The 23,792-nt window shown below is 38.7% G+C and carries 21 protein-coding genes and 4 tRNA genes; 16 read left to right on the forward strand and 9 right to left on the reverse strand.

Annotated features, from left to right (window positions below; translation table 11 throughout):
- Nucleotides 1–279: 279 nt before the first annotated feature.
- The 8 genes from EDC17_RS02430 (at nucleotide 280) to EDC17_RS02465 (ending at nucleotide 4,538) form a co-directional block, all read left to right on the forward strand.
- On the forward strand, nucleotides 280–609 hold the full coding sequence (locus EDC17_RS02430; RefSeq protein WP_132776547.1) for a DMT family transporter: 330 nt from the start codon (nucleotides 280–282) through the stop codon (nucleotides 607–609).
- 80 nt (nucleotides 610–689) lie between these two features.
- Nucleotides 690–1,763, forward strand: coding sequence for a peptide chain release factor 1 (prfA, locus tag EDC17_RS02435; protein WP_132776549.1), 1,074 nt, complete (start codon nucleotides 690–692; stop codon nucleotides 1,761–1,763).
- Nucleotides 1,764–1,911: 148 nt separating this feature from the next.
- Nucleotides 1,912–1,985: transfer RNA gene (locus EDC17_RS02440), tRNA-Asp, on the forward strand.
- A gap of 54 nt (nucleotides 1,986–2,039) precedes the next feature.
- Nucleotides 2,040–2,116: transfer RNA gene (locus EDC17_RS02445), tRNA-Asp, on the forward strand.
- Between the two features lie 121 nt (nucleotides 2,117–2,237).
- Nucleotides 2,238–2,311 (forward strand) — tRNA-Asp (locus tag EDC17_RS02450).
- 115 nt (nucleotides 2,312–2,426) lie between these two features.
- A tRNA-Asp gene (locus EDC17_RS02455) sits at nucleotides 2,427–2,503 on the forward strand.
- A 345-nt stretch (nucleotides 2,504–2,848) separates the two neighbouring features.
- A complete protein-coding gene (locus EDC17_RS02460) occupies nucleotides 2,849–3,439 on the forward strand; it encodes an RNA polymerase sigma factor (protein ID WP_132776551.1) in 591 nt (196 codons plus the stop codon).
- Nucleotide 3,440: 1 nt separating this feature from the next.
- Nucleotides 3,441–4,538: a S1C family serine protease gene (locus EDC17_RS02465; RefSeq protein WP_132776553.1), complete on the forward strand. Its 1,098-nt coding sequence runs from the start codon at nucleotides 3,441–3,443 to the stop codon at nucleotides 4,536–4,538.
- A 356-nt stretch (nucleotides 4,539–4,894) separates the two neighbouring features.
- Here EDC17_RS02465 and EDC17_RS02470 read toward each other — a convergent pair whose 3' ends face one another.
- The 3 genes from EDC17_RS02470 to EDC17_RS02480 form a co-directional block, all read right to left on the reverse strand.
- Entirely contained in the window at nucleotides 4,895–5,530 is a 636-nt protein-coding gene (locus EDC17_RS02470) for a peroxiredoxin (RefSeq protein WP_132776555.1), read from the reverse strand.
- 87 nt (nucleotides 5,531–5,617) lie between these two features.
- Nucleotides 5,618–7,132 carry a PH domain-containing protein gene (locus tag EDC17_RS02475; RefSeq protein WP_132776557.1) on the reverse strand — a complete coding sequence of 505 codons (1,515 nt, stop codon included), beginning with the start codon at nucleotides 7,130–7,132 and terminating at the stop codon, nucleotides 5,618–5,620.
- 5 nt (nucleotides 7,133–7,137) lie between these two features.
- Nucleotides 7,138–7,656 (reverse strand): PH domain-containing protein, encoded by a 519-nt coding sequence (locus tag EDC17_RS02480; protein ID WP_132776558.1) that lies wholly within the window; start codon nucleotides 7,654–7,656, stop codon nucleotides 7,138–7,140.
- Nucleotides 7,657–7,760: 104 nt separating this feature from the next.
- On the opposite strand from EDC17_RS02480, the gene EDC17_RS02485 reads away from it, so the two are divergent.
- Nucleotides 7,761–8,897, forward strand: coding sequence for an acyl-CoA dehydrogenase (locus tag EDC17_RS02485; protein WP_132776560.1), 1,137 nt, complete (start codon nucleotides 7,761–7,763; stop codon nucleotides 8,895–8,897).
- Nucleotides 8,898–8,922: 25 nt separating this feature from the next.
- On the opposite strand, the gene EDC17_RS02490 is transcribed toward EDC17_RS02485, so the two are convergent.
- From EDC17_RS02490 to proB, 3 genes are read right to left on the reverse strand one after another with little or no spacing between them, the layout of a single operon-like run.
- Complete coding sequence (locus tag EDC17_RS02490; protein WP_132776562.1) at nucleotides 8,923–9,309, reverse strand: hypothetical protein; 387 nt, start codon at nucleotides 9,307–9,309, stop codon at nucleotides 8,923–8,925.
- A 3-nt stretch (nucleotides 9,310–9,312) separates the two neighbouring features.
- Entirely contained in the window at nucleotides 9,313–10,560 is a 1,248-nt protein-coding gene (locus EDC17_RS02495; protein WP_132776564.1) for a glutamate-5-semialdehyde dehydrogenase, read from the reverse strand.
- Between the two features lie 8 nt (nucleotides 10,561–10,568).
- A complete protein-coding gene (proB, locus tag EDC17_RS02500; protein ID WP_132776566.1) occupies nucleotides 10,569–11,606 on the reverse strand; it encodes a glutamate 5-kinase in 1,038 nt (345 codons plus the stop codon).
- 149 nt (nucleotides 11,607–11,755) lie between these two features.
- Between proB and EDC17_RS02505 the strand changes: the two genes are divergently transcribed.
- Nucleotides 11,756–12,184, forward strand: coding sequence for a hypothetical protein (locus EDC17_RS02505; RefSeq protein ID WP_132776568.1), 429 nt, complete (start codon nucleotides 11,756–11,758; stop codon nucleotides 12,182–12,184).
- Between the two features lie 13 nt (nucleotides 12,185–12,197).
- Here EDC17_RS02505 and uvrB read toward each other — a convergent pair whose 3' ends face one another.
- Complete coding sequence (gene uvrB / locus EDC17_RS02510; RefSeq protein ID WP_132776570.1) at nucleotides 12,198–14,228, reverse strand: excinuclease ABC subunit UvrB; 2,031 nt, start codon at nucleotides 14,226–14,228, stop codon at nucleotides 12,198–12,200.
- 122 nt (nucleotides 14,229–14,350) lie between these two features.
- Here uvrB and upp point away from each other — a divergent pair, with 122 nt between their 5' ends.
- The 3 genes from upp to EDC17_RS02525 all read left to right on the forward strand — a co-directional run bounded on the left by upp (nucleotide 14,351) and on the right by EDC17_RS02525 (nucleotide 16,184).
- The gene (gene upp, locus EDC17_RS02515; RefSeq protein WP_132776572.1) at nucleotides 14,351–14,995 is read left to right on the forward strand and encodes a uracil phosphoribosyltransferase; all 645 of its coding nucleotides are present in this window, start codon (nucleotides 14,351–14,353) and stop codon (nucleotides 14,993–14,995) included.
- A gap of 75 nt (nucleotides 14,996–15,070) precedes the next feature.
- Nucleotides 15,071–15,544, forward strand: a complete 474-nt coding sequence (locus tag EDC17_RS02520; RefSeq protein WP_132776574.1) for a ribonuclease H-like YkuK family protein — start codon at nucleotides 15,071–15,073, stop codon at nucleotides 15,542–15,544.
- A gap of 85 nt (nucleotides 15,545–15,629) precedes the next feature.
- Entirely contained in the window at nucleotides 15,630–16,184 is a 555-nt protein-coding gene (locus EDC17_RS02525) for an AAA family ATPase (RefSeq protein ID WP_132776576.1), read from the forward strand.
- Between the two features lie 197 nt (nucleotides 16,185–16,381).
- Here the strand turns inward: EDC17_RS02525 and EDC17_RS02530 are convergent, their stop codons facing one another.
- The gene (locus EDC17_RS02530) at nucleotides 16,382–16,996 is read right to left on the reverse strand and encodes a S24 family peptidase (RefSeq protein ID WP_132776577.1); all 615 of its coding nucleotides are present in this window, start codon (nucleotides 16,994–16,996) and stop codon (nucleotides 16,382–16,384) included.
- A 196-nt stretch (nucleotides 16,997–17,192) separates the two neighbouring features.
- Between EDC17_RS02530 and EDC17_RS02535 the strand changes: the two genes are divergently transcribed.
- The 3 genes from EDC17_RS02535 (at nucleotide 17,193) to EDC17_RS02545 (ending at nucleotide 21,704) form a co-directional block, all read left to right on the forward strand.
- A complete protein-coding gene (locus EDC17_RS02535) occupies nucleotides 17,193–17,435 on the forward strand; it encodes a hypothetical protein (RefSeq protein ID WP_132776579.1) in 243 nt (80 codons plus the stop codon).
- 115 nt (nucleotides 17,436–17,550) lie between these two features.
- Nucleotides 17,551–20,427 (forward strand): collagen-like protein, encoded by a 2,877-nt coding sequence (locus EDC17_RS02540; RefSeq protein ID WP_132776580.1) that lies wholly within the window; start codon nucleotides 17,551–17,553, stop codon nucleotides 20,425–20,427.
- Between the two features lie 125 nt (nucleotides 20,428–20,552).
- Nucleotides 20,553–21,704, forward strand: a complete 1,152-nt coding sequence (locus EDC17_RS02545) for a clostripain-related cysteine peptidase (RefSeq protein ID WP_132776582.1) — start codon at nucleotides 20,553–20,555, stop codon at nucleotides 21,702–21,704.
- 615 nt (nucleotides 21,705–22,319) lie between these two features.
- On the opposite strand, the gene ahcY is transcribed toward EDC17_RS02545, so the two are convergent.
- Nucleotides 22,320–23,636, reverse strand: a complete 1,317-nt coding sequence (gene ahcY / locus EDC17_RS02550; protein ID WP_132776583.1) for an adenosylhomocysteinase — start codon at nucleotides 23,634–23,636, stop codon at nucleotides 22,320–22,322.
- Nucleotides 23,637–23,792 lie beyond the last annotated feature (156 nt).

Below are 23,792 nucleotides of genomic sequence, written 5' to 3' on the forward strand. Positions count from 1 at the left end.
GCTCAAAGGCAAGCAAAAGGTGGAAATTGAGTGGGCTTTATTAGCAATTGCACAAAACTTAAGGAAAAAAGTAGCCTAAATAGGCACTTTTAAATGTTTTTTTCCAAAAAAAGGAAAATATATCAAATTCAGGAAATACTCAGGAAAGAAGCTGACGATTAATAAATAAAAAGCCGTATCTAACTTTTGATGTTTTGATACGGCCTCTTTTTTTTATCATTTGTAAAATTTTATGTCCATAGGATTAAGCACTTTTGTATCAGCAACAAATAAAAAAACATGAATTGGATATTTTTAATACTCGGCGGTCTATTTGAAGTGGGATTCACAACCTGTCTTGGCAAAGCAAAAGAAAGCACAGGGTCTATGATGTACATGTGGTACTTAGGATTTGCCGTATGTCTATTTGCTAGTATGGGCTTATTAATCAAAGCGACTCAAACACTGCCATTAGGTACAGCATATGCTGTATGGACGGGTATCGGTGCCGTAGGAACAGTTTTGATGGGCATATTTTTCTTTAAAGAGCCGGCTGATTTTTGGCGTATATTCTTCATTTTTACACTTATTGCATCCATCGTGGGCCTGAAAGTAGTTTCAAGTCATTAAACAAAATCTACGATTTTAACATAAATTTTCAGTAATTTTGCCTTTCCTACAGGCAAAATAGACCCATAGGATTTAGAATTATGTTAGAAAAATTACAAGCTATTAAAGAAAGATGGGAAGAAGTGGAGGCTGAATTAAGCAAGCCAGAAACCATCTCTGATATGAAACGTTTTGCAAAGCTGAATAAAGAATACAAAGACCTTGGCAAAATCGTAGAACAATACCATATCTATAAAAATATCGTTAGCAACATGGAGGCTAACAAAGACATTCTTGTGAATGAAAAAGATCAAGAATTGCGGGAAATGGCCAAAGAAGAACAAGATCTTCTGTATCAACAAAAAGAAGAGAAAGAAGAAGAAATTCGTTTGATGCTAATCCCTAAAGATCCAGAGGATGCCAAAAATGCGATCATCGAAATTCGTGGTGGAACCGGTGGTGACGAAGCGGCTATTTTTGCAGGAGACTTGTACCGTATGTATACACGCTATTTTGAGAAAAAAGGATGGCGCAATGAAGTAATGGATGTTACAGAAGGTACTTCCGGCGGTTATAAAGAGGTAATCCTAAAAGTAATCGGCGAAGATGTATACGGTCAATTGAAATATGAATCCGGTGTACACCGTGTACAACGCGTACCTGATACCGAAACACAAGGTCGTGTACATACTTCAGCAGCTTCGGTAGCTGTTTTACCTGAGGCCGAAGAAGTAGACGTAGAGTTAAATCCAGGCGACATCGAACTACAAACATCCCGTTCGGGAGGTGCTGGTGGTCAGAACGTCAATAAAGTAGAAACGAAAGTACAATTGACGCACAAACCAACAGGTATCGTGGTAGTTTGTCAAGTCGAACGCTCACAATTAGCCAATCGTGAATTAGCAATGGAGATGCTTCGTAACAAACTTTATGAGATTGAATTGAACAAAAAAAACGGAGATATTGCTGCCAAACGTAAGACTTTAGTATCAACTGGAGACCGTTCGGCAAAAATCCGTACGTATAATTATCCACAAGGTCGTGTGACCGAACATCGCATCGGATTGACCATGTACAATCTTCCAGCGATCATGGATGGTGATATTCAGGACATTATCGATGCATTACAATTCGCAGAGAATGCAGAGAAGATGAAGGATGGTTCGACAGACTAATTTTTTGAAAAAAAAGTTTGTTTTTACGCAAAACAGCCCTATATTTGCACACCTTCTCAGATGAAGGGTTTTAGTCTGGTCGCCCAGCAAGTTCGAAATTCCGAACATCGGAAAGTCACTTGTCGGAGTCAAGATTTAAAACAAAAAAGGTCTGGTAGTTCAGCTGGTTAGAATACATGCCTGTCACGCATGGGGTCGCGGGTTCGAGTCCCGTCCAGACCGCAAAGATAAAGAAAGCTTTCTTTCATCGTTCTGAAAAATATTGAAAATAATTTTGGTCTGGTAGTTCAGCTGGTTAGAATACATGCCTGTCACGCATGGGGTCGCGGGTTCGAGTCCCGTCCAGACCGCCAAATTATTTCTCCATTTTTCAATCGTTCTTTAACACATTATAAAAAGATTTTAGATCTATTAATTCAGCAAGGTGAATATCCTTTTTTGGGAGAGTCGCTTGCCTGAGTCAAGATAAAAAAAGGTCTGGTAGTTCAGCTGGTTAGAATACATGCCTGTCACGCATGGGGTCGCGGGTTCGAGTCCCGTCCAGACCGCTAAAATTCTTTTTAACAACAACAATTAAAAATTTTTAATCTGTTAGCTCATGGAGTTTGATTATTCCGTTTTGCGGAAGAATTGCTTGTCTGAGTCAAGATTTAAAACAAAAATGGTCTGGTAGTTCAGCTGGTTAGAATACATGCCTGTCACGCATGGGGTCGCGGGTTCGAGTCCCGTCCAGACCGCCAAAGAAAATAAAAAGGTTATTCATTCACTTGGATAACCTTTTTTGGTTTTCAACCATTTGCCTCCTACCTTCCAACAATTACCTAACCCCCTACTCCGTTAAACACATTCATATATAGTTAGCCCATTCAGGTGATGGCATAGCTCTATTATATACAGTAATACAAACCGTCTATCCTCCCTCAAAACAAATGACTTGTATCCCAATAAGTTAATTTATTACCTTAGCAATTTGTTTAAGTTTATTGGGTTTTCATTAAAAAATCTGCTACGTTTGATACAAATATTTTTTATATCTTAAATTTAATTTTCAAAGGGTTACTATTTGGATTTTTGGGTATTAATAAGTGAGTAAGATCAAGAACATATCATCAATTGAAGTTTCGGATACGGAGATCATTGCAGGCATTGCAGTGGGAGACAATCGAATCATCAATAAGATTTACAAATCTTTCTTTCCTTCTATTGCACATATGATAGTGAGCAATAATGGGAGCAACGATGAGGCGAAAGATGTATTTCAAGAAGCCGTGATGGTATTGTACGATAAGATTACTCAGCAGCAATTTGAGCTGAATAGTAAGCTCAGTACTTTTTTATACGCGGTCTCACGACGCTTATGGCTGAAGCAATTGTCTCGCAAAGGACATACCTTAAATACGACGGATATATCGGACTTCGAAGATATACTGCACGTAGAGGAGGATATCCAAGAACATCAAGAAATTGAGAATCAATTCGAGCAAATGAACGAGGCGATGTATCAACTTGGTGAACCTTGTCAGACATTGTTGAAAGATTTTTATATCAAAAACTTGTCTATGCAAGAGATCACAGAGAAGTTTGGATACACAAACAGCGATAACGCCAAGACGCAAAAGTACAAATGCTTACAACGTCTCAAAAAGATATTTTTTACGAATAAAATCAAAGAGTAACATGCAAAGGCATCAGTTCATAGAATGGGCAGACCAATATTTAAGAGGCGACCTTACAGGTGTAGATGCACAGGCGTTTGAAGATTATTGCAAAGCGAATCCAGAATACGCAGAAATTTTTAGCACACACCAAGATTTCATCAATACACTAAAAGAAGCTGAAGCAAGAAACAGTTTCAAAGCGGCATTGGCAGAGGAAGCAACTAAAGTTGAGGCGCCTACTCACAAAGGTGACTTTGGCGCTAAGGTTATTTCATTCTGGAGCAGATTGCAAATTAATACAGGCGTGGCAGCAGCCGTGGCTTTGATTTCGGTATTCACTACTTTATGGCTGACTGGCTATTTTACAGATGTCAAGAAAGCAACTTCTGATTATAGTGCTTTGCGCCGCGAGATGAATTCCGTAAAACGTAATGTGACAGCACAAAATAAAGTCATTCAAAACATTAACAATAGCGATAAGTCCAATAAAGAAACCACTCCTACTCATTTTGGAGCGACTGGTTTTTTATTGACAAAAGACGGTTATGTAGTGACCAACTATCACGTGGTGAATGGAGCAGACTCTATACACTTACAAAATAACAAAGGCCGAGCATTTCGCGCCGAGATCATTCACTCAGATGCAGAAAAAGATTTGGCTATTCTACGTATCGTAGATTCCAGCTTCAGAAATACAAAAGCCATACCTTACACCTTCAAAAAACAGCTTACGGACGTAGGTGAAGATATATACACTATTGGTTTCCCACGTGATGAAGCTGTCTATGGTCAAGGATATTTGAGTTCGAATACAGGTTATGCCGGAGATACTATAGCTTACCAAATCTCGATACCAGTAAACCCAGGTAACAGCGGTGGCCCTGTCCTTGATGCGCAAGGTAATGTAGTGGGTATTATTTCGGGTAAACAAAAAGGAATAGATGGTGCAGCATTTGCCATTAAAACGAAGGAATTAGTCGAAACGCTTAACCGCATACCGCAAGAGTCTTTAAAGGGTAACATTGTGCTTAACAATAAAAACTCCCTTAACAAATTAAGTCGCACCGAGCAGATCAAAAAGTTACAAGACTTTATATACATTGTAAAAGTTTATTAATCAGGTTAGTCTAAAATAAATCATATCGTAGAAGGACACGCTTACGTGTCCTTTTTTGTCATCTTTTTATTTGTCTGATTATTAGATATTTGATACCTTAGATTTAACATGAAAACTTTTTGGATATATTTATTCATATTCTTGTCTTTACTAGGAGCTACGCAGCTATTTTTATACTTCTCTAGCAACGAGGCATACACAGTAGATTACAAGCAACTGCTGATTCATTTAATCATTATTGTTATCTCTGCGGTCATTGTGTCTTACATGTTGAGGAAAAGAAAAAATGAGTATAACGAAAAAGCCAACTAAATAGTTGGCTTTTTCGTTATTATCATCCATTGAGTAACCTCAGATTATTTATTTGGCTGAGGAGTTACACGCAGGTAAGGTTTTATTTCTGTATATCCTTTTGGAAATTTAGCAGGAATATCCTCTGTTTTAATTGCTGGAACTACGATCACATCTTCTCCATCTTTCCAATCTGCTGGTGTAGAGACAGAATAGTCCGCTGTCAGCTGCAATGAATCAATAACACGTAATATCTCATTAAAATTACGTCCCGTAGAAGCTGGATAAGTTAATGTCAATTTGATTTTACGATCTGGTCCGATGACAAATACAGAACGTACAGTAGCCGTAGCGGAGGCATTGGGGTGAATCATATCATACAATTCCGCAACTTTGCGATCTTTGTCCGCAATAATCGGAAAATCTACGGTCGTATTTTGAGTCTCATTAATATCTTTAACCCACTCTAGATGTTCTTCAACCGGATCTACACTCAAAGCAAGAACTTTAACATTACGTTTTTCAAATTCAGACTTCAATTGTGCAGTACGGCCTAATTCTGTAGTACATACCGGCGTAAAATCAGAGGGATGTGAATACAATACTACCCAACTGCCTTCTGTATACGCGTAAAAATCAATCTCTCCCATCGTTGTTTGCGCTCTAAAGTTTGGCGCATCATCTCCTAATCTTAAACTCATATCTATGTGTGTTTATATTAAAAATCTATTTACTCTACAAATATAGTAGACTATATTTGTTTTGCAATAAAAAAAGAAGAGAAATTTCTACTTTTCTACAAAATATAACATATAATCAACAATATAGTTCACACGCACCAGTGGAAAGAACTTAAAACTTATCCTTTTTGCAGCAGTCGATACATAAAGATTCGCAGAGGATGATTTACGTTGAAAAAAAGTTTGGGACACCTCTACTCCTTGCGTCCTGCTTATAGGAATAATGAGCTCTTTTTCATTCCACACGCCATAACGCTTAATGATATGACTTTGGGTAAAGATGAGCGTATAGCTTCTATAATAAAAATAGGAATAGACAACAGCGACTAAAATACCCGCAATCAGCACCGGATAGAATATCATAGGCGCTAGATTCATTTGGAGTAGGGCTACATTTAGTACAGAAAATAAAAGCAATGCTTTGAAGAGCATACTGATAAAAAGACCAATTCGAGGTTTGAGCAATTCCTGATTCCTGTAAATATCCTCACCCAAAGCAAGATTAAAGACAATTTCTTTATCGCTTACCGTTATGCCGGGAATGTCCACACTGCTTTTATCCGCTTTCGCCAAATCCGATACCAATTGTTTTAGCGACACTATTCCGATACCAAATCTTTTCAGAAGTCGATTTTGCTTGAATAGGACTAGCTGTACTTTATCTTGATTGAATATGGTATTCACCTTCTTAAAAAGACCATATTGCATACTGAATGTACCAGCTTCATTTCTAACAATACTGAAATCATAATATTTGAAAAAGTACCGGACCATATTGATTACAAATGGAATAGTAACAAGCAAGAGTGCCAGTACAATCCCAATCAAAAACAACGAATTAGATAAATATTGGGGAACCTCCAAGCTATCCACATCCGTATCAAAGGTATCCAATGCATCAAGTAGATGCTGCAAAATATAAGCTATAAAGGCAAGGAAAAGCGCAAAGCCTTGGCGATAATTACTAAAAAGGCTAAATAGCAATATATTCTTTTCAGGTAGAGAAACAAGAGACTGTCTTTGACGAGTAGAATCAATTAGATTCGTATCGCTATTGCTGGGCGAAACATCATTCGGATCAGCCACCTTATTAATTTTTGCAAGTAATATTCTTTTCAGTGTACTGGCACTGGTGCCGTCCAAAGCATACAGATCCACCTCAACCTTATCACTACCTGCTGTATCTAGCGTGAGGCTATAGAGGGAAAGCGCCTTCTGCAGCACGTTTTGCGTAATATTGACTTGCAGAATATTGCTGAATTTTATAACAATCTTAGACTTACTGAAAAAGCCTTTCTGCACAACAAATTCATCCTTTTCTTCGTCGATATAATATTTGAAAGAAATAAAATTCACATAGGCTATGATCACCACGATAATTATAAATCCCAGAATTATGAGCCATAAGTAGCTCGACTGTAGAATTTCACGACGTTGAATGAAAATATAAGCAAATAGAAACACAAATTGCTTCAAGAGTTTGACGAAAGTCTTAAGAATATTGATCAGGTAACCCAACGAATTCAGCCTCTGGGGATGAGTTAAAGCGCGTACTTCCTCCATAAAATCTAATGAGACTTATTGACGATTTTCTGTGAAATATATTCCTGAATGTAAGAGACAGTGGCGTGCTGGATTCCTGGCACAACCAGACCTTCACCCACTCCTGCTGTATGCAATGCGATACTGGATAATCCAAATATACGGGATAGCGCACCTTCTTTAATATCCACATGCTGCACCTGTCTGAAAGGAATTATTTTAACCGATTTACTGAAGATACCCGAGCGATAAAGCATATCATTCTCGCGCAGTGCATACCCCCAATAACGCAGGGACCATAAACTTATTCCCAATAAAACCAAAAGAAGGCCAAGCCCTCCCAAGAGAATATTTTGATAGGTTGCATCCCAGGGTTGATCTTTGTGAGAAAAAATAATGAAAAATACACTGACGAAAATCACTATTAGCAGCATATAGCGAATCAGTAAGACCATTTTATATTTAGGGGAAATCTTTTCAAACTGGACTGATTGCCATTCAGGCAATTCGGAAACCAGGATCTGTTGGTTAGAAAAATCTGTCATAATATGTGTATTCGAATTTAATAAAAATTTTTCTATAAAAATATTATGCTAGCATAGTAAAAAATTATTTATATTTGGTATACAACCATATAAAACTTATTGTCATGAACTTTGAACTATCCGAAGAACATAAAATGATTCAACAAGCTGCTCGGGAATTTGCGCAAGAGCTTAAAGCTGGTGTTATAGCCCGTGATGAAGAGGCTAAGTTTCCATTTGATTTTGTAAAAAAAATGGGTGAATTGGGTTTTATGGGTATCATGACTCCTGAAGAATATGGAGGTGCTGGAATGGACACGCTAGCGTATGTCTTGGCCTTGGAAGAAATTGCCAAAATCGATGCTTCAGCAGCGGTGATTATGTCAGCACATAATTCTCTTGTGCTTTGGGGACTCAATGAATACGGTTCGGAAGAGCAAAAACGAAAATATCTTGTACCTCTTGCCCAAGGTCAAAAGCTTGGCGCCTTTGCCCTCTCGGAACCCGAAGCGGGCTCTGATGCATCTTCACAGCATACATTAGCCGAAGACAAAGGAGATCATTATGTATTGAACGGCACCAAAAACTGGATTACAAACGGTGGGAACGCCGATATATATTTGGTCATCGCACAGACAAATCCAGAACTTGGCCACAAAGGTATTAACGTACTCATCGTAGAAAAAGGAACTCCAGGATTTACAATTGGTCCAAAAGAAAATAAACTCGGTATTCGGAGCTCCGACACGCACTCTTTGATGTTCTCGGATGTAATAGTTCCAAAAGAAAACCGTATCGGCGAGGACGGCTTCGGATTCAAATTTGCGATGAAAACATTGGATGGCGGTCGTATCGGCATCGCAGCACAAGCCTTAGGCATTGCTGCAGGCGCATATGATCTGGCACTGGCCTATTCGCAAGAAAGAAAAACTTTTGGCAAACCCATTTCCAATCATCAAGCTATACAATTCAAGCTAGCCGATATGGAAGTAGAAATCGAAGCAGCTAGATTACTGACATATAAGGCTGCATGGACAAAAGACCAAGGTCTTCCTTACGGAAAAGAAGCGGCCATGGCCAAATTGCATACTTCAGAAGTAGCTATGAAACATACTGTAGAGGCTGTACAGATTCATGGTGGGTATGGTTATGTGAAAGAATATCACGTGGAACGCCTGATGCGGGATGCAAAAATTACTCAAATCTATGAAGGGACTTCCGAAATACAGCGATTGGTTATCGCAAGGGAAATATTAAAATAGAAAAAGTCGGCAATGCCGACTTTTTCTATTTTAATGCTTTTTCTATCTGACTTAAATATCCATAGTCTTCGAAGGAGAAACTGCCAGAAGATCGCATATGATAGTCAAACAGCACTTTCGCTTTTTGCAAAGCCATTTGGTCCTGCTGCAAAAGACCATCATACATGAGCAGTTGTGCTAACGGTCGGATCTGCTCAGGCTCTAGCGAAGCGGCATAAACCATAAGCTCTTGTTCGGTCAATTGCAACAAATCTTCACGTTCTTTATTAAAAAAATCCTGATAACCTTGCTGTATAGTTTGAGGTTCCAAATCCTGCAACTGCCCTTCCCATTGCTCGACAAGCAATCGCAAAAATTTGCCCATCTCATTAACCCAATTCAGAATTGTATCTTTTTCGTATCGTATGCCCATCGCTTATCTTATTTGTCCGTCACCACGAATATACCATTTTTCGGTGACTAGCTTTTCCAAAGCAAACGGTCCACGAGCGTGCAGTTTTTGCGTTGATATACCAATTTCTGCACCTAAGCCAAACTCCCCACCATCTGTAAACCGGGTAGAAGCATTCGCATATACGGCCGCAGCATCTACCATCTGCAAAAATATTTCTATATGTTGTTCATTCTTCGAAACAATACATTCTGAATGCTTAGAGGAATATTTTTCTATATGCTCCAAAGCTTCGGATAAACCCTCAACAGCTTTTATAGAACATTTAAAATCCAAAAATTCTCTACCAAAATCTCCATCTTGTGCCTGTGTCAAATACGGATAATTTTGGGCTGCGAAATGCGGATAAACTTCTTCGGAAGCAAACACCTCTACTTGGAATGGTATAAAATGCGAAGCTAATTTTTGAATAAAGGGTTCAGCCACTTCGCTATCCACCAAAATGGTATCTAGGGAATTGCATACCGAAGGACGGGAAGTTTTTGCATTCACCACAATAGCGACTGCTTTTTCCAAATCCGCGAATTTGTCTACATAGGTGTGGCACACACCTGCCCCCGTTTCGATAACCGGAACCTTAGCATTCGCCCGTACAAAATCAATTAAAGATTGTGAGCCTCGCGGAATAATGATATCCACATATTGAGTAGCGGTAAGCAATTCATGCAGCAGCGCTCGATCCGTAGGCAACAATTGCACAATATGCTCATCAACTCCTTGTGCCGTTAAAGATTCTTGAATTAGCTGCACCAAATACGTATTGGTAAAAACCGCATCTGATCCTCCGCGAAGCAAACACACATTGCCTGACTGGATACAAAGGGCTGCAACATCAATAGTTACGTTCGGTCGGGCTTCATAAATCACAGCAACCACGCCCAGCGCTACTGATTTTTTCTCAATGGTCAAACCGTTTGGCAAACGCTTAGAAGATAAAATCTTTCCCGTAGGATCTGGAAGATTTGCAACATCCAGTACGCTATTCGAAAGACTGATTATGCGCTCTTTGTTCAACAACAGTCTATCATATTTCGAATCAGTCGGGCTCATGCGCTGCAAATCACGCTGGTTTTCTTGGATTATGTGATCCATATTTTCCAGCAATCTTTCGGACAAACCTATTAAAATCGCTTGCTTATCAGCAAGTAACAGCCTTTGTATAGATTTTTTTGCTTTCTGTGCTGTACTAAGTTGTGCTTGTATACTTCCCATGTTTTCTCTTATAATAGTACAATATCATCCACATGTGCAATTTCCAGATTTTTGGTTTTATCTTTGGTCTTCATCGTGATGGAATCAATTTTGGATTTAGCAACCGCATGAATGGTCCCTTCTTCATCAGCGATATGAAAAACCTCGCCGACTTCAAAATGTTCAATTATGTGGATAATACCCACCGCCAGTAGACTTTTACGATTCCGAATAGCAGCTAAAGCACCCTTGTCAATGGTTACGAGCCCTTTAATCAAGCTTCCGCTGGCCATCCATTTTTGTCGTGATGACACCTTTTTCGTTTGTGCCACGCAGATAGTTCCTGTCTGCCCCTGCACAGCCTGTATGATTTTATCTTCGCCTTGCATATTAAATATAACCACCTCTATACCCATTTTGGTAGCCAAACGCGCAAAATTAAGTTTGGATGTCATCCCTCCTAGCCCAACTGAAGATTTATCTTTGCGTGCTAACGACAGAATTTGGGCATCAATATGATCGATCTGTTTAATCACCTCCCCATTCTGATCCAACACGCCAGGCACAGACGTACACAATAGGAGCTTCTCTGCACCAAATCCCGCAGCTATCAAAGTCGCCAACTCGTCGTTGTCCGAAAATTTAAGCTCTTTGTTGCTTACTACATCATTTTCGTTAGCAATAGGGATAACATTATTTTTCCATAGCGTCTCATACGTGCTTTTTAATTGCAAGAATTGCTCCCTATTGGAAAAATGGTGGCGTTCACAAAGACTCTGTGCTAATGCTATTTTAAAAGGTTTGAAATACGTAGCATATTTACGTACCAATAAAGGATTACCAATGGCAGCAGCAGCCTTACGTTGCGCCAAAGTGCCTTTATACTTTGGAATATACTTCTTCCCTGCCGCCACCGCGCCAGAAGACACGATTACAATATTGTATCGCTGTTGTAAAAAAGATACTTGCCGAGCGATTTCCAGAATTATTCTTTCGTCTATTTCTCCATCAGTGGTCACCGAAGCTGAACCGAATTTGATAACTAAGACACTTTTTTTTGTTAACACTTTAATAATTATTACAATAAAACTTTAGCAATAGGATAAACATAACAATACTTTGTTATAAATAAAATAAAAGTACTGCAATAAAATAAGAAAAATACTGTTCGGAATATTTTTTGTATAAAATAGGACATCCACTACAATATGCACATATGAAGATTAACCTATTTTTAATTATACTAGTATGTTTGATGAGTTGTCAATCATCAAATAATACATCAAATTCGCCGGCTGCAGCTGATACTATAGCACGGGTAAGCAATACAAGAGATAATAATGGCTGCGTGACTACAGCAGGTTATACTTGGTCTCAATTGAAAAAAGACTGTATTCGTCCCTTCGAAGTGGGGGTTACCTTAGAGATTCTCAACACTGCTAACACCTATCAGACTGCGGCGCACATTCTCATTGACAGCACACAAAAGAAAGCGGAAATATTTGTGCCTGATGAAGATGATAGCATCATTTTAGAGCAAAGCACTGATTCCACTTTTACAAATGGAAAATTTAATCTTACGCGAGAAAATTACTGCTGGACGCTGAGCTTAAATACGATAAAATTGTTTCAGGAAAGACAATAAGAAAGATTTGAGATTACCCAAATCTTTCTTTGTATGTTGCTTCCATAGCAAACATCTCATCCCTCAGTTTGGCCGCTCCTAGGAAGTCCATATCTTTAGCTGCTTTCTCCATACGCTTGCGCACTGTCTCAATTGCTTTGCTAAACTCTTTTTCACCCATATATTCCATCAAAGGATCTGCTGCAATGATTGATGTAGCATCAGGTTCTACATAAGCCTTGACTTCTCCGGAAATATAATTAGCTACTGAAGTCTGCTCCAAAATTTCTTCGCGCGATTTGCCCACTGTACGTGGCACAATATTATGTTCAATATTGTAGGCAATCTGCTTATCGCGTCTTCTGTTAGTTTCCTCAATAGTAATTTTCATACTATCGGTTATTTTGTCGGCGTACATAATTACACGTCCTTTTTCATTACGCGCAGCACGTCCGATGGTCTGTATCAACGAACGCTCGGATCGTAAGAATCCCTCTTTGTCTGCATCCAATATTGCGACCAAAGTAACTTCCGGCAGGTCCAAGCCCTCCCGCAAAAGGTTTACACCCACCAAAACATCAAACTCACCCAACCTTAGTCCGCGCAAAATTTCAACCCTTTCCAGTGTTTTCACTTCAGAGTGGATATATCGTACTTTTATATTGAGTCGAGACATATATTTGGTCAGTTCCTCCGCCATGCGCTTGGTCAATGTCGTAGCCAACACACGGCCACCATCTTTGATGGTTTTATCCACTTCTTCCAAGAAATCATCTACCTGATTAATCGCTGGCCGTACATCGATCACAGGATCCAAAAGCCCTGTAGGGCGTATGACTTGTTCCACAAAAACACCTTCGGTTTTTTGTAGTTCATAATCTCCCGGCGTAGCCGAAACGTATATAGTTTGATTGGTCAAAGACTCAAATTCTGGAAAATTCAGGGGTCTATTGTCCAATGCAGCAGGCAAGCGGAATCCGTGTTCTACAAGAGAAATTTTTCGCGAGCGGTCACCACCATACATGGCCCGCAGTTGTGGCAAAGTCACATGGCTTTCGTCGATCACGAGCATATAATCTTCTGGGAAGTAATCTAACAAGCAGAAAGGACGCATCCCAGGCTGACGACCATCAAAAAATCGGGAATAGTTTTCGATACCCGAGCAATAGCCCAATTCACGCATCATTTCCAAATCGTAATTGACACGTTCCTCCAGACGCTTTGCCTCCAACATTTTGCCTTCTTCCTCTAATTGTACTTTACGCGCGACCAGCTCTTCTTGAATAGACCAGATAGACTGGGTGAATTTATCCTTTGGCGTCACAAAGAGATTGGCAGGAAATAAAGACAGCGCCTCATGTTTAATAATGGTTTTTCCAGTCACCGGATCAATTTCGGCCAATTCGTCGATCTCATCCCCGAAAAATGAAACGCGGTAGGCATTATCCAAATAAGCTGGATAAATATCCACCGTATCACCCTTCACGCGGAAGGTACCACGCTTAAAGTCTGCCGTCGTGCGCGCGTACAAGATCTCAACAAGTCGGTGCAAAAATGCATTTCGAGAGATAGTCGTACCTACACCAAATCGGAATATCGATCGCGAGAAATCTTCGGGATTACCCATACCATAGATGCAGGATACCGACGAAACCACAATCACATCTCGCCGTCCCGACATTAATGCCGAGGTAGTTGCTAAACGCAATTTTTCAATCTCTTCATTGATGGCTAGATCTTTCTCGATATATGTATTGGTCGAAGCAATAAATGCCTCAGGCTGGTAATAATCGTAGTAGGAAACAAAATAGTTGACCGAATTATTCGGAAAAAACTGCTTGAATTCCCCATACAGCTGTGCAGCTAAAGTTTTATTGTGACTTAGAATTAAAGTCGGCTTTTGTGTCTGCTGGATTACATTGGCGATGGTAAATGTTTTACCCGATCCTGTAACCCCAAGCAGGGTTTGATACATTTCGCCCTCGTGCACACCCGCTACCAATTCTTTGATTGCCGCAGGTTGGTCGCCCGTGGGATAATATTCTGATGTAAGTTCAAATTTCATATATACTCCTAACGTAAAAATACCATTTTTTGATACCATCTCCTATTGCAAAGAAGATATTGTGGCAACATATAAACATATATCAGAGATTTTTGTTAAATTGATGATTAAACTTGATAGGTATGATTACGATTCTAACACAAAAAAATAGTATAGCTAATCATTACATTGCGGAATTACGCGATATTTCTATTCAGCAGCACAGAATGCGTTTTCGCAGAAACTTAGAAAGATTAGGGGAAATCATAGCCTATGAAATCAGTAAAACCTTTTCCTATTTGCCGACCGAGGTAGAAACCCCGCTCGGTATCGCAGAAACGAAGACTTTAATCGAACAGCCGGTGCTGATTACCATCATACGAGCTGGGCTTCCTTTTCATCAGGGATTTTTGAATGTATTTGATGAGGCAGATTGTGGATTTATCGCTGCTTTTCGACACACAAAAAAAAGTGGTGAATTTGAAATCCACAAGAAATACGAAAACACGCCCAATCTGGATGGCAAAGTAGTAATCGTAGCAGATCCCATGTTGGCTACAGGCAAAAGCCTCGTACTGTGTTGCAAAGAACTGCTCAGTGCCTACAATATTAAAGAACTTCATATTGCATCGGTCATTGCCTCCGAAGAAGGCGTCGAACATGTCCGTGCCTTCATTCCCGAAGCACAGATCTGGATCGGTGACCTAGACAAGGAACTTACGAGCAAAGCGTATATTGTACCAGGCTTAGGAGATGCAGGCGATTTGGCCTATGGTGCCAAAGAATAATTCATTAAGTATCTAAAAAAATTCAATATAAAATGTACCAAAGTATTTCACAATCACTTCTTAAAAAACAAAAATATGGACTGGCAAAAATACAATGGAGAATATCTCCGTATACCTATCCAAGATGCTGTTGAAACAGCTATTTTGCGTGAAAAACAAATAGGCAATAAACTCAAAGTCTATATCGGCACGGATTCCCAAGTCAAGCGCCGCATCATCGAGATGGCCACGGTTATTGTTTTTCTACGCCAACACAAAGGTGGATTTATGTTTATCCAAAAAGATAAAATCACACGCCGCATGACAATCAAAGAACGCATGCTGGTCGAGGTACAAAAATCCATAGAAACAGCCTACCAACTCTGTCACCTATTAGAAAAATATGATGTCGACCTGGAAGTACATGCAGACATCAACACCAATCCCAACTTCGAGTCCAATGTAGCGCTCAAAGAAGCCATGGGGTATATTCTAGGCATGGGCTTTGTTTTTAAAGCAAAACCAGAATCCTTTGCCAGCACAAATTGTGCAAATAGAATCGTACAATAGGTACGAGCAGGACACAGCGTGCCTTTTTATAATAAAATAGATAAAGGAGAAGTCACTTGCCAAAAATTTACTATTATTGCAGGACATGGCATCAAATAGTAGTAACACAGCATTAAAAATAGCGGTCGTAGGTCCTGAATCCACAGGAAAATCTACAATGGCCAAATACCTCGCTACACAGCTTCACACCCTTTGTGTACCCGAATATGCGCGCTACTATTGCGAACATCTCAATCGTCAGTATACTTTACAGGACGAAACAAACATGTATTATGGCCAACTGGCTCTTGAAAATGCTATCGTAAGCCAAGTAACCGCTCCCTTGGTAATTTGCGACACAACGATATTGACAGTGAAAATTTGGTGTGATCATCTCTTTGGGCATACGCCGGATTTTATTGTGAATGAAATCCAGAATAGACCATATGATTTATACCTCTTGATGGATATTGATTTACCATGGCAAGATGACCCTCTACGCGATTTTCCGACGGAACGAGAACATTTTATGCAGGTATGGCAGCAGGAACTAAATAGACTACAAGCAAACTATAAAATTATTTCTGGAACTGATCAGCAACGCTTGGACAATGGCCTTCAGTGCTGTAAAGATTTTATAGCCGTACATTCCACACCGTAATCCAAATGATTAGTATCTGTTCATATCAGATGTTACCAGAGGCAATTGCCTTAATAAATTAATCTAAATATTTTCGGGAAGTGAATAATTTTTGAACGAAATTACCACTGTGATCCATTTCGTCAATGAATCAGTTTATGGAGATAAAAAAATAACTCATCTTGTAGAATGAGTTTAATTTTTATTGAAATACAATTTTACATTGTAACCATTGAGAGTACCCCTTTGACCTTATACACTGCTTTTACGGTATTTTGATCAAGGATAATATCATCATAATCGGCTGAGTTCTTGGCTACTAATTTCCATCTATTCTCATCTAAGCCACGGATAAAACGAATTACTTTAATGTGCTCAGCAATGATTAAGTAAATATCACCGAAAATTACGGCAGATTTATCCACTTCTTTGACGAATACTACACTGGCATGCTCGATCTCCGGAGACATGGCTTCACCCTCATTGACGATGGCAAAATCACTGCCCGACAAAATAGGTATTTCCAATTCATGAGCAGCAGTCATTAAACTCAAATCTGTTTTGAAATCATCGAGACTCACATTATATAAAGGTATTTTATAAAAGTTGTCTCCATCTTTTAACATATTACCTTCACCTGTAATCAGCCAAGCTTCATTAATATCTGGAAAACGCGCAGCAATAGTTCCGGCTAGATTTTTACTAATAGCGTAGTTACCTCTTTTTATTTGGTACAATCTTTCCGCACGGTTGAGGCCAATTTCTTTGGCAAATGAGTTTACATTAAAACCCAAATATTGTATTACTTTTTCTAAACGTTCCCAGTTTGACATTTCAATTTGTAGTGGAATAATGTATATACGATTAAGTTTCGCATACTACAAACAAAAATAAGACCAAAAAGCGGGATTCAAAAATTATACATCAAAAACACTGAAAAAATTGTATAACACAATTTTATATTGTAATTTTACACCGAAAACCAAAAACACAGTTAACACTTTACACTAGTCAACATTAATCTATGGAATGAAAAGTCCCTCTGTAAATGACAACAATGCTAACTTAGTTGATGGCTCTGATGAGATCACCAAACAAGATATTATTAATCTCGCAACTTTAAAAAACATAATTTTAATTGATAAAAACTACGCCACAAACCATATTACTATCCGTAAGAAGAAAATAATGACTTCTTACGAAATAGAGATAAATGATATCGACGGCAAAAAACATCAACTTATTTTTGAATTAAAAACATACAAAAAATAAAAAATTAAAAAAATTTTGTGAATGCAATATTATATTGTATTTTTACAAAAAATTTATTGCGGACGTCTTATAAATAACATTTAAAAATAATTCGAACTAATCTCAAAAAGCGAATATGAAAATTAGAAATCTATCCAAATTAGCCTTAGCTGTAGCTATTAGTAGCTCAGTAGTATTTGAAGGCTGTAAGAAGTATGATGATGACATCACACGTCTTGAACAAAGCATCGATCAGAACAAATCTGACATTGCGACACTTAAATCTCAATTACAATCTTTAGCAGCGACAAATGTGGTTGAATCAGTGACTTCAATTGCTGGCGGTTTTAGAATTGTCTTCAAATCCTCAACAGGACAAACTACTTCATACGATGTAGTAAATGGTGCTGCTGGAGCTAAAGGCGACAAGGGAGATAAAGGTGATGCTGGTGCACCAGGTACACAATGGAGAATCAATGCTTCTACAGGTGTGTGGGAAAGCTCAGCAAATGGAACTACATGGACAGCTACGACTATCAAAGCACAAGGCGCTGATGGTAAAGCAGGTGCAGACGGTAAAGCAGGTGCTACACCAGAAATCAAAGATGTAAACGGTAAAAAATACTGGTTCATCGATGGTAAAAACACAGGTGTACAAGCTTATACTGGTGACATCGCTCTAGTAGCTACGGATGGTGGATACAATGTAGTAATGACATCTTCTGAAGGAGAATCGTCTTCTACAGTATTCTTAGCAAAAGAACAAACATCTGTTAACTCTTTGACATTTGTTGCTAAACACCACATATCACAAGGACCGGTAGCTTCATTCCCAAGAATCGTAAAATCACTTTCTGATAGAACAACAGTGATGCAAGGTTCTGGAACATTGACTTACAAATTAAATCCTTACGGCGTAAACCCTTCAAACTACCAAATCGAAGGTCTTATCGCTAATACGTCAGAAATGGCATACTTCAGATCAGGTGATAACAAGTTAGCTGATTTCACAGTAAGTACATTAGAGCAAAAATATGACGAAGTAACTGTCTTGGCTAAACCAGGCAAAGATGCTTTTGACGGTATAATAAGTAATAGCACTACAAAATTCTTAAATGTAGCACTACAAGTTAAAAACACAAAAGCTAGCGCTACAGCGGGAGTAAACGATGCGTCAGCATACCGTGTGATCTCTAACTATGCTATTGCAAAAGAAGAAGTGATCCAACAATCTGAATTAACGATTGAAGTAGCTGATAAAGGTGCAGATGGTAAATATACGTTAGCGACAGACGCTGTTCACAATAATCCAGAGACTCGTCAAAACTTCTTCGGTAATGCAAATACGTTGTTTGGTAACCTAGACAATGGTAATTCAATCTCTACGAATTTGATCAACAGCCAATCTGTACCTACGTTGAAGTTGAACTTATTCGAAGATGCAGAAAGAGAAATCACTTCAAAATTACCTGGTGATTTAGAAGAATACAAATACCGTGGCGGTGTTAACTTAAATGAAACTTTCAAAGGTTTCTACTACAAACACCTTGAAGCCTATACACAAGGTTATTCGTTGCAATCTTTAGATGACAACGGATTGGCAGGATATACTTTATCATTCGAAACTATTGATTATACAGATAGCCAAGGTAACAACCACAAGAATGATGTAGTAATCAAAAATGGTGTTTTACAAGTTAAAGAACGTACACCAGGAGAATACAACACAGCTTCTAACTTAAGAACACCAGTGTTGAAAATCACAATGAAAACTCCTGATGGAACAGTTTTGGCTACTAAATTTGCTAAAATCCAAATCGTAAGAGCATCTGCTAAACCTATCGAAATCAAAGGTACTTCGACTTATGCAATGACGAATACAAATGGTGTAAGCAACGTTACTTTAGTAGAGCCAGCTACATTAGATGCAGCATACAACAGATTAGGTCTTGACAGACAATCGTTCTTCAACACTTACTGGTTCAATCCTTCTACTATCTCTGTAACTAAGGATGGCAAAAATGTATCTGGAATCTCAGTAGTTCCTGCTTCATACGGTGACAATACATTCAAATTAAATGTAGCTAGCACAGTACTTCCAGGCACTTACGTGATCAAAGGACAATACACTGCTACAGGTCGTACACCAGTTGAAGTATTATTGACATTAACTGTAACAGGTAACAACATCACAACTATCAGCAAGCACGAAAGCTTCTGGAGCAATGGTATCGGTATCATTACAGGTAGATTAGAAAGCGGTCAATGGAAATTAAACGCAAATGTTTGGGATCTATGGAAACGCAACACTAGCACTACTTCTGGAGCTCCTGTAACTACTTTCGTAGTAACGAAAATCTCGAATGTAAACGGTATCACGGTAGATAATGCAAACAGCAACATCTTACTTGATGAAACTAATGCTGACGCGAAGAAATACATCAACACAAACACAACTGTAAGCTTCAAAATTGAAACTTATGTGAATGGTGTACACTACGCTGCTAATGATCAAACATTTGCTGTAGCATTCAAAAACCCAGTTAAACCAATCGTTGTACGTTCTGGTGGTGAGATGAAAGATAAAGAGAACTCGACTACTAACGAATCGAAATTCGATTTGAGAAAATCATTCTCAGTATCTGACTTCAACAACAACGTAATGTACTTATTTGATAGTGCAACAGCTACTACAAACAAATACAACACTGGTTTATTAGGTCAATACGGCATGAGCTTCCAATTCGGTGCTGGTCAAAGCTTAAATAGCGGAGTAGCTACTTTCGTAAGAGCAGAAAATGCTAGCGGTACTACTATCAGCTTACCAGCTCAAACTACAGCTACTGTAGTAGGTAATGAAGCAGTATGGACTAACAGAGGTGCAGCATTACAAAGTGATATTTACTTGGTATACAAAATCAAAGTTGCTAACAAATTCAATACAGGTTCAGTAGACGCTACTAAACCAGAAGTAGAGAAAGAAGTTAAAATTAGAGTAAAACCTAACAACTAAGCTTAGTATTAAGTAAAACTTCATACCTAAAGGGCAGCATTAATGCTGCCCTTTTTTACTATATTTCTAACGTTAATTTCAATCTACTTTAGGATTTATATATTGAAATATAATTTAACATCACTATGAAAAAACAGGTATACATTCTATTTGCTATCGTACTCGCCTTCAGCAGCTGCAAAGATACAAAACCCGTCCCTGAGCCTGAACCAGAGCCTGAGATAATCATTGCCGAACGTACTACCTTAATATATCTAGCTGCCAATAATAACCTAGCGAATGAAGCTGAACTTAATCTACAACAGATAGAAAGAAACCTGAGCAGCACCAAAGGAAATCTTATTGTATTTGCGACATTACCCAATAAGATCCCAACGCTGTATCATATCAAGCCCAATCCTTCGACTAATTTTGCCGATAGAAAAATTATAAAACAATACCCGAATCTAAATTCTTCCGATCCGCATACCCTTAAAACGATCATCAACGAGATGGAACAAAATTTTCGTTCCAAATCATATGGATTAATCCTTTGGTCACATGCTACAGGATGGGTTCCTGCGCAAGTAGGTCCAATCAAACTAAATTCTTTTGGCAAAGACGCCGGTAGAGAAATGGACATCAAAGAGCTCAACTCGGCAATCCCGAAAGATCTATTTGACTTTATAATGTTTGATGCCTGCTCCATGGCCAGCGTAGAGGTACTGTACGAACTAAAAGATAAGACAAAGTACTTTATCGCCTCTCCCGGAGAAGTGATCGCACAAGGTATGCCCTACCATCTTATCGTAGATGATTTACTCGAATCCGACGATGAAGTTTATAAAAGAATAGCCCAAAAATATTACGATCATTACAATAATTTAAGCGGAAATTTTCAATCCGCTACAGTGTCTGTCATAGATGCCTCAAAGCTGCAAAACATCGCTGAAACCACAAAAAAAATAGTTGAGCAACAGTCACCAAAATTTCCTGATTTTAATCGGAATGAGATCCAGCGCATGGACTTTGACCGCTTCAGCAATCCACTTATTGCCTTCGATTTTCTAGATTTTATGGAGACAAATTTCGCGGGTGCACAAGTTAATAATTTGCGATCAGCAATGGATCAAGCTGTAGTGTACAAAGCGAACACGCCTTTATTTAATGGTTTTGCCATCCGTAAAAACAGCGGCCTTACCTGCTACATTCCGCATGTACGAAACGAAGAGATCGTACATGATTATTACAGATCCCTTACATGGTATCAAGCTAGCGGTTTCAACAAGCTACTGTAAACCTATTTGCATAACTTATCTTACGTAATTACACACAAAATCAATAGATTACACATTTATTGGAAAGAATTTCACGTATTTATATATAAAAATACAAACAATTAGGTATAGTATGGTACAACCTTTATACCCTATATTTGTATATCAAAATAGAAAACCAATCTATTAGCTATTAGTACCTATGAAAAAAATAAAATCATCAGATTATATTCATGATCTTATTGAAAAAATCAAGCATGTCAAGACTTGTATCAAGGAAAATACAAGCCAAGAATCTGCTTTAAATCAAACGATCACTTTCCAAACAAAAGACAAAACGCATATACAAATCAGATTGTATAATTAAAATATCAATACACATCTACCTATTTAACAAAAAGGGTCATTGTATGCAAGAGGGCACTGAAAAAGTCCTCTTCAAAAATTTGAGTATCAAAAACAGGGAAAAAGCACATATTTAACCCACTGACAATCTCATATTTGAAGAGTTGTTGCTAAATGCATTCAAATAAACAAAGGATAAGGGCTTATGAGTATAAAAATTCATAAGCCCTTTTTTAATGGATAGTTTTTCAGTGCCCTCGTATGCAATGACCCTTTTTTATAAGATATCTATTAATACCTGTAAGATTCAGGTTTATACGGACCTTCCACTGCTACACCAATATAAGCTGCTTGATCCGATGTCAATTCATCCAGCTCCACCCCAATATGTGCTAAATGCAGACGAGCTACCTTCTCATCCAAATGCTTTGGCAAGGTATACACCTTTTTCTCGTACTGCTCGGTATTGGTCCAAAGTTCTATCTGCGCCAAAGTTTGGTTTGTGAACGAATTAGACATGACAAAGGAAGGATGTCCCGTCGCACAACCCAAATTAACCAGTCGGCCTTCGGCCAATAAGATTATATCCTTACCAGCGATAGTGTATTTATCCACTTGAGGCTTGATTTCGACTTTGGTATGGCCATGATTTGCATTTAACCAAGCCACGTCAATCTCGTTATCAAAATGCCCTATATTACACACGACAGTCTTATCCTTCATCATTAAGAAATGCTCTTCGCGAATGATCCCGAAGTTTCCGGTAGTCGTCACGACAATATTAGCTTCCTTCACCGCATCCGCCATCTTTTTGACTTCATATCCTTCCATCGCGGCTTGCAATGCACAGATCGGATCGATCTCCGTGACGATCACACGAACTCCCGCCGAACGTAAAGATTCGGCAGACCCCTTGCCCACATCACCATATCCCGCTACTACCGCAACTTTACCTGCCAACATCAAATCCGTAGCCCTACGTATTGCATCCACCAAAGATTCACGACATCCGTATTTATTATCGAATTTCGATTTCGTCACCGAATCATTGACATTGATAGCCGGCAGATGCAAAGTCCCATTCTTGTAGCGTTCGTACAGGCGATGTACACCTGTTGTCGTTTCCTCGGACAAACCTTTGATACCCGCTATTAATTCAGGATATTGATCAAAAACCATATTCGTCAAATCGCCTCCATCATCCAAGATCATGTTCAATGGTTGGCGATCTTCACCGAAAAATAAAGTTTGCTCGATGCACCAATTAAAGTCTTTCTCTGTCATCCCCTTCCATGCATATACGGGAATACCTGCTGCAGCAATAGCTGCCGCCGCATGATCTTGGGTAGAAAATATATTACAAGAAGACCAAGATACTTCCGCACCAAGCTCAATGAGTGTCTCAATCAATACAGCAGTCTGTATGGTCATGTGTAGACATCCGGCAATTCGAGCGCCTTTCAATGGCTTGGAAGCGCCAAATTCACGACGCAAGCTCATTAAGCCGGGCATCTCTGCTTCGGCCAATTCTATTTCTTTACGCCCCCACTCTGCTAAGGAAATATCCTTCACTTTGTATGGCACATAGGTAGTTTCTAATGATGACATAAGTATTTCTTTTTAAAATTTAGATCTAAACAAAATTAAACCAAACTGCAATCAAATCAAAGCATTAGCTAACTATTCTGTTTATTCTGACATTATCTTGAGGATAGTATCTTGACCGTACGTCTATATTCATTTATATTTGCACATAAGCAAAAA

Source organism: Sphingobacterium alimentarium (assembly GCF_004342685.1).
GTDB lineage: Bacteria > Bacteroidota > Bacteroidia > Sphingobacteriales > Sphingobacteriaceae > Sphingobacterium > Sphingobacterium alimentarium.

Bases quoted from the DNA above. Each gene is read 5' to 3' on its own strand.
- EDC17_RS02470 (WP_132776555.1), bottom strand. From the start codon at position 5,530: ATGAGTTTAAGATTAGGAGATGATGCGCCAAACTTTAGAGCGCAAACA.
- upp (WP_132776572.1), top strand. From the start codon at position 14,351: ATGATTACGATTCTAACACAAAAAAATAGTATAGCTAATCATTACATT.
- prfA (WP_132776549.1), top strand. From the start codon at position 690: ATGTTAGAAAAATTACAAGCTATTAAAGAAAGATGGGAAGAAGTGGAG.
- EDC17_RS02530 (WP_132776577.1), bottom strand. From the start codon at position 16,996: ATGTCAAACTGGGAACGTTTAGAAAAAGTAATACAATATTTGGGTTTT.
- EDC17_RS02520 (WP_132776574.1), top strand. From the start codon at position 15,071: ATGGACTGGCAAAAATACAATGGAGAATATCTCCGTATACCTATCCAA.
- uvrB (WP_132776570.1), bottom strand. From the start codon at position 14,228: ATGAAATTTGAACTTACATCAGAATATTATCCCACGGGCGACCAACCT.
- EDC17_RS02485 (WP_132776560.1), top strand. From the start codon at position 7,761: ATGAACTTTGAACTATCCGAAGAACATAAAATGATTCAACAAGCTGCT.
- EDC17_RS02495 (WP_132776564.1), bottom strand. From the start codon at position 10,560: ATGGGAAGTATACAAGCACAACTTAGTACAGCACAGAAAGCAAAAAAA.
- EDC17_RS02545 (WP_132776582.1), top strand. From the start codon at position 20,553: ATGAAAAAACAGGTATACATTCTATTTGCTATCGTACTCGCCTTCAGC.
- EDC17_RS02525 (WP_132776576.1), top strand. From the start codon at position 15,630: ATGGCATCAAATAGTAGTAACACAGCATTAAAAATAGCGGTCGTAGGT.
- ahcY (WP_132776583.1), bottom strand. From the start codon at position 23,636: ATGTCATCATTAGAAACTACCTATGTGCCATACAAAGTGAAGGATATT.
- EDC17_RS02430 (WP_132776547.1), top strand. From the start codon at position 280: ATGAATTGGATATTTTTAATACTCGGCGGTCTATTTGAAGTGGGATTC.
- EDC17_RS02475 (WP_132776557.1), bottom strand. From the start codon at position 7,132: ATGGAGGAAGTACGCGCTTTAACTCATCCCCAGAGGCTGAATTCGTTG.
- EDC17_RS02535 (WP_132776579.1), top strand. From the start codon at position 17,193: ATGAAAAGTCCCTCTGTAAATGACAACAATGCTAACTTAGTTGATGGC.
- EDC17_RS02465 (WP_132776553.1), top strand. From the start codon at position 3,441: ATGCAAAGGCATCAGTTCATAGAATGGGCAGACCAATATTTAAGAGGC.
- EDC17_RS02480 (WP_132776558.1), bottom strand. From the start codon at position 7,656: ATGACAGATTTTTCTAACCAACAGATCCTGGTTTCCGAATTGCCTGAA.
- EDC17_RS02490 (WP_132776562.1), bottom strand. From the start codon at position 9,309: ATGGGCATACGATACGAAAAAGATACAATTCTGAATTGGGTTAATGAG.
- EDC17_RS02540 (WP_132776580.1), top strand. From the start codon at position 17,551: ATGAAAATTAGAAATCTATCCAAATTAGCCTTAGCTGTAGCTATTAGT.
- EDC17_RS02505 (WP_132776568.1), top strand. From the start codon at position 11,756: ATGAAGATTAACCTATTTTTAATTATACTAGTATGTTTGATGAGTTGT.